Source organism: Bacillus sp. 103mf, from assembly GCF_900116295.1.
In the GTDB taxonomy this organism is placed as follows: Bacteria; Bacillota; Bacilli; order Bacillales; family Bacillaceae_G; genus Bacillus_A; species Bacillus_A bruguierae.
In genome coordinates this window covers 1-4,483 of the sequence record NZ_FPAF01000041.1, presented here as the reverse complement: position 1 = coordinate 4,483, position 4,483 = coordinate 1, and the positions used below count along the sequence as shown (strand labels likewise).

Annotated in this window: 4 protein-coding genes; 1 reads left to right on the top strand and 3 read right to left on the bottom strand. The window is 34.1% G+C overall.

The features are described from left to right. The coding region (locus BM350_RS25865) for an IS6 family transposase (RefSeq protein WP_139232945.1) at positions 1 to 415 on the bottom strand (415 nt) is incomplete at its 3' end. A 477-nt stretch (positions 416 to 892) separates the two neighbouring features. Between BM350_RS25865 and BM350_RS25860 the strand changes: the two genes are divergently transcribed. Then, positions 893 to 3,124 (top strand): N-acetylmuramoyl-L-alanine amidase family protein, encoded by a 2,232-nt coding sequence (locus BM350_RS25860; RefSeq protein ID WP_090920682.1) that lies wholly within the window; start codon positions 893 to 895, stop codon positions 3,122 to 3,124. 218 nt (positions 3,125 to 3,342) lie between these two features. On the opposite strand, the gene BM350_RS25855 is transcribed toward BM350_RS25860, so the two are convergent. Next, a complete protein-coding gene (locus BM350_RS25855) occupies positions 3,343 to 3,435 on the bottom strand; it encodes a helix-turn-helix domain-containing protein (protein ID WP_090920684.1) in 93 nt (30 codons plus the stop codon). A 470-nt stretch (positions 3,436 to 3,905) separates the two neighbouring features. Then, positions 3,906 to 4,316, bottom strand: a complete 411-nt coding sequence (locus BM350_RS25850) for an Lrp/AsnC family transcriptional regulator (protein ID WP_139232944.1) — start codon at positions 4,314 to 4,316, stop codon at positions 3,906 to 3,908. Between the last annotated feature and the right edge of the window lie 167 nt (positions 4,317 to 4,483).

The following is a 4,483-nucleotide window of genomic DNA, read 5'->3' as shown; positions in this document are numbered from 1 at the left end:
GTAATGCCGGCGCTTTGTCTGTAGTGAGAACCGTTGGTTCTCCAAAATGTTTTACTAATCTTTTCATGAAGTTATAGGCAGCCTGATGATCCCGTTTTTTACGAAGTTGAATATCCAATGTGTGTCCATCTTTATCAATTGCACGATAGAGATAACGCCACTCTCCCTTAATTTTGATATAAGTCTCATCAAAATGCCAAGATAATCGTGCAGATTTATTTTTCACTTTCCAAATTTGATAGATGAGATTGCCATATTCATGAACCCATCGCATGATGGTTGTTGGGTGAACTGAAATACCACGTTCTTTCAGAATTTCAGAGACATCGCGATAACTTAAAGAAAAACGACAGTAGTAGCCGACAGCTACTAAAATAATCTCGTTCTTGAATTGTTTTCCTTTAAAATATCTCATGCCTAATTCTCCTAGATCCTTTTTTCTAGAGTGTAGCTCTATGTAGAAAACTTTGCAACAGAACCCTTTTTTTTCTCTTTTAATAATTCAGATGTTTTTTCCTGTAGACCGTTCATATAGCTTCCCCCCTTACTATAATCGTATCATACTTAAATTTAAATACTGTCTTATACACGTATTTCTCAATATAGCCATTGAAAAGGAATCTCCTAGTATTACGGATTTGTTTTTTATTACAAGAAAGCTCATTCTTTCCTTTTGGGGTATTTGCCTTTCTTAGCTTGATGGTGATGTATGGTGACCCCTAATATATGTTTTAATCTCCTCGCATTAGTGTTTAATACTTCACTTATTAGAAATTAAAACTAATGAAAGACTTTTGTAATATTTACGAAAGATATTTGAAAGGTATTTAAATTAAGATGGACTTCCAAATACAAATTTCAAAGTAAAAAGGTTTACAAAGAGGAGAACAAAATGAAAAAGAAATTTAAAACAAATGGAATTGGAAAGAAGGTAATTCCTGCTACAGCGGCATTAGGAATTCTTTTTTCTATGGCACCGATTGCAGAAAATAAAGCTAGCGCAGGGATAGGTGCAGTAGTAGATATAGGTATTACTGTATTAGGTGCTATAGCAAACACTTATGAAACACTTGGAATAAGCCCAGGGGATCGAGACCCAGGCACTCACATTGATGTATATGCAGAAAACGAAACTTACCAGGCCCCTAGTTTTACATCTGGGGAATTTAATATTTCTATGTATCATACAAAAGGTGATTTGAATTTTATTAAACAAGTTAAAGTACGCTATCCAAATGGAAGAATTGAAACTCATCAACTAAAATCTGGGCAGCAGCTTAAAATTACTGAAGCAGGAGCAATTATAGATTTAAACCCTAATGCAGCAAATATCTCAGAACACGATCTTCTTTACATTACACAAGCACAATTAGACGAAGGAAAGACCGGAGTTGTGATAAATCAAGGCCAACATGCATTTGTAGAAAAAGCATCTGGTAAAAACCCAAGATTTCTTGGTCCACTTTACAAAAAATATTCCGGCGACTCCTTTGGCGATTGGACGGTGATTGCTAGAAATTCAGATTACCTATTTGATCAGATAGCAAATAAATTATCAGATGAGCAAAAACGATTGATAACATTGACTTCAAAGCCAGTATCTAAAGATGTCCTTGACAACTATGTTAATAATGATCCTAAAGCTCGTGCAGATTTTTATGATCGATTATCTGATGTATTGGCGGAGCGTACTAACGTCATAGAGACAGGTCTGGTACTGACATACATTAGACTAAATGATGGTAAACCTTATCAAATTATCCCTTATAAAAAAGGAACGAATAAAGTAATCGTAAAAACAGGTTCAAAATACCTTTCAGGAAAAGAAGGAAACGAACTTCAATATTCCGATTCGCTTGGCGATGATGAAGTGTTTGAACTTGTTCAGGTAGAAAATAATGATTCTGGTTCATTTCAGTTCCGTTTGAATAACAAGAATGGAGTAAGTTTAGCTGGTGATAGGCATACTTCAAAGTTCGGTACTGGTGAGCGTTTCGACTCTGAAATTCGTTTCGATGATAAAAGCAACAATGAAGTTCACAATTGGTTAATAGAGTGGTATCCGGGTAAAGAAAATGAGAGACAGAAGTATGACAGAGTACAGATTGTAGCTGATGAAAAAGATTCTACTAAATTGATTGCAAAAGATTCTTCTGGAAATGTAATAAAGAACAGTTGGGTAAACCAAGGTTCTGGTTATCATTTTGCAGATGCTGATGGAGTTCTCATGACAGGTTGGAAAGAAATTAAGGGGAATACCTATTATTTTGAGCCGACTTCTGGAAAATTGGTCACAGGAAGTGGCAGTGACTCACAGATTGATGGGAAGTACTATCACTTCAATGATGATGGTTCCGTGCAAAAATCAGCATGGAAGGAAGATCGAGAGGGCCTACACTATTCCGATGCTTCTGGATCGTTTATTAAAGAAGGCTTGAAAGAAATAGATGGTAAAATTTATTATTTCCAAAATTACAATATAAATAAAAAGGAAATACGTATAGAAGATCGAGGTGTCATCCTTCACTTTTCCGATAAAGGTGTGCTTGAGAGAGTTTCTAATCTAAATGGAGAAGTTATAGACAGCGTTGTTAATGTTCAGTTTGACAACAAAACATTAACATTTAATCATGACGGTTCGATTTTTAAAACAGGGATCAACAAAAGAGAGAAAATAATAGAATATTATAGTTTAGAAGATGGATCTTTCTATACCGGTTGGAAAATAATAGACGGTAAGAACTACTATTTCACAAATGGCCGCAATTATACGTTCAATGATTATGACAACATTGAGGGGAAAAAATATTATTTTCATGAAGACGGATCAGTTAACCGAGCAGGGTTTGAAAAAATCGATGGTAAGTTATACCATTTTGACAATAACGGCGTAGCACAAACGGGCTGGCAAACTATCGATAATAAATATTATTACTTCGATGAGAATGGAGTAGCTAAAACAGGATGGTTCCAAGTTGGTGGTGGATATAGACCTATTCCTCTTGCATACGGATACCTTTGGTATTGCGCTAGAGAAGATGGTTCACTTTATGCAGATGGTTGGTTTAACATCGGTGGTAAAGATTATCACTTTGACTATTGGGGACATAAAATGCCGTACTAAAATAATAACCTGATGATAGCAAGGGAATGCTTGTATGCTGATGTGTACTGCATTCCCTTGCTATATTTAGCTCGACACGACAAAAAAACATTGTACTAGAAAAGTAGCACCTCTAATTGTTGGACATAACTAATAATTAGAGGTGCAGTTTTTTATGGCCAAATATTCTTTGAAAACGAAATTAGATGCATAGATAGCATTCGTTATGAATAATTTTCCTAATAACCATTTCGTTTTAGTGTACGATAAATGGTGGTTCTATCAACATTTAAAAAATCAGAAATTTCCTGTTTTGTTTTTCCTTGATCAATTGAACATTGATTTGTTTACACACTTTATGAACATGATTATAGCTAGAAAACGCTGATATTATTGAGTTTTACCTCTTGTTCATAAACATACAATTTTCTGGACACAGGAGTTCAGCCGAGATATGTGTAAAAACGGGTTATAATCTGTATTTTATTTCAGCATCAGATTTTCAGGTGAAAATAACCACCCTCGCTACATACAAAGCCAATTTCCTTATCGTGCAAGAAACCCGCTATTTATTATTAAAATTTTTCTTAGAGTATATTTCCATTAAAATGTGGGCGGTACCCCATCGCCATCAAGCTAATAAAAATGGGGTACCCCAAAACGATAAAATTGATTAGAGACCCTGATTCTTTTATACAAGTCAGAAAAATCAGTGCTATTTTTAAAGGGTTAAGGATTATTGAGTAAGCAATAGTTAATTAATTATGCCAGTATTTTTATTCTTCACCAATAAAGGGAGCAATTATTTTTTTTTATAAGAAGATAACACGATATTCGTTGATGGCGTACCATATTGCATTGTATCATCAATAAATTGTTCTAAACTTTCTACAGAATACGTAGCTAATTTGACAATATAACTAATTTCCCCTGCTACTCTGTAACACTCAAGTACATCTGGATGATTATAGCAAAAGTTAGCTAATGATTTACAATCTTTTGATTTAAACAATATAAGTGCAGAAATTGGACGGTTTATTTTTTTTAGAGAAACATGTGCATGGTAACCTTCAATAATTTGTTGCTCCTCTAACTTCCGTACTCGCTCAGTTACTGACGGAGGAGATAAGTGAACGGTTTCTGCTAAATCCTTCATTGAAATTTTTGCATTTGACTGTAATAATCCCACGATTTTTTTATCAATTTGATCCATAAATTATCCAACCTTTTTTTATAAAAAAGAATACCCTAAATTCTTAATATAATAAAGCCAAACAATCTAATATCCTTATTAAAGTCATTTATTAGCCTTCTATATTTGTATAAAATGAGGATATCGGGAGGCGATTTGCGATATGAAAAAGGTTTTATTATTATTAG